Here is a 1,191-nt window from a genome sequence, read left to right as displayed (position 1 = left end):
ACTTCCGCCACGACGCCGGCGCCCACCGTGCGGCCACCCTCGCGAACGGCGAAGCGCAGCTCCTTCTCCATCGCGACAGGGGTGATGAGCTCCACCTCGATCGCGATGTTGTCGCCCGGCATCACCATCTCCACGTTCTCCGGCAGCTTCACCGTTCCCGTCACGTCCGTCGTGCGGAAGTAGAACTGGGGACGGTAGCCCTTGAAGAACGGGGTGTGGCGACCACCCTCCTCCTTCGACAGCACGTAGATCTGCGCCTTGAACTTGGTGTGCGGCGTGATGCTGCCAGGCTTGGCAATCACCTGCCCACGCTCCATGTCCTCGCGCTTCAGGCCGCGCACCAGCGCGCCGATGTTGTCGCCCGCCATGCCCTCATCCAGCAGCTTGCGGAACATCTCCACGCCCGTGACCACGGTCTTCTGCGTCGGGCGCAGGCCGACGACCTCGACCTCCTCGCCGACCTTGATCTTGCCACGCTCCACGCGGCCCGTCGCCACCGTTCCACGGCCGGCGATGGAGAACACGTCCTCCACCGGCATCAGGAAGGGCTTGTCCGTCGCGCGCTGCGGCGTCGGGATGTAGCTGTCCACCGCCTCCATCAGCTTCAGGATGGCCGGCTCGCCGATGTCGCTCGTGTCACCCTCGAGCGCCTTCACCGCGGAGCCCGGGATGATGGGGATGGTGTCGCCGGGGAACTCGTACTTCTTCAGGAGGTCACGCACCTCCATCTCCACCAGCTCGCGCAGCTCCGGGTCGTCCAGCAGGTCCACCTTGTTCAGGAAGACCACGATGTACGGAACGCCGACCTGGCGCGCCAGCAGGATGTGCTCACGCGTCTGGGGCATCGGGCCGTCCGCCGCCGACACCACCAGAATCGCGCCGTCCATCTGCGCCGCGCCCGTGATCATGTTCTTCACGTAGTCGGCGTGGCCCGGACAGTCGACGTGCGCGTAGTGACGGTTCTTCGTCTGGTACTCCACGTGCGCCGTCGAAATCGTAATGCCGCGCTCGCGCTCTTCCGGCGCCTTGTCGATCTGGTCGTACGCCAGGAACGTGGCGCCGCCCGTCTTCGCCAGCACCTTCGTGATGGCCGCCGTCAGCGACGTCTTGCCGTGGTCCACGTGTCCGATCGTGCCGATGTTCACGTGGGGCTTGTTACGCTCGAACTTCTCCTTGGCCATGACACTCCTC

General features: G+C 65.9%; 1 protein-coding gene. It reads right to left on the bottom strand.

The window, feature by feature from the left end; genetic code table 11:
* Nucleotides 1-1,181: elongation factor Tu (tuf, locus tag FL311_RS43250; protein WP_141333517.1), on the bottom strand; the 1,181-nt coding region annotated here is incomplete at its 3' end.
* Nucleotides 1,182-1,191 lie beyond the last annotated feature (10 nt).

The organism is Myxococcus sp. AB025B, assembly GCF_006518215.1.
GTDB lineage: Bacteria > Myxococcota > Myxococcia > Myxococcales > Myxococcaceae > Myxococcus > Myxococcus fulvus.
Note: the sequence above shows the minus strand (reverse complement) of the source record. Positions and strands in the feature narration are given on the sequence as shown.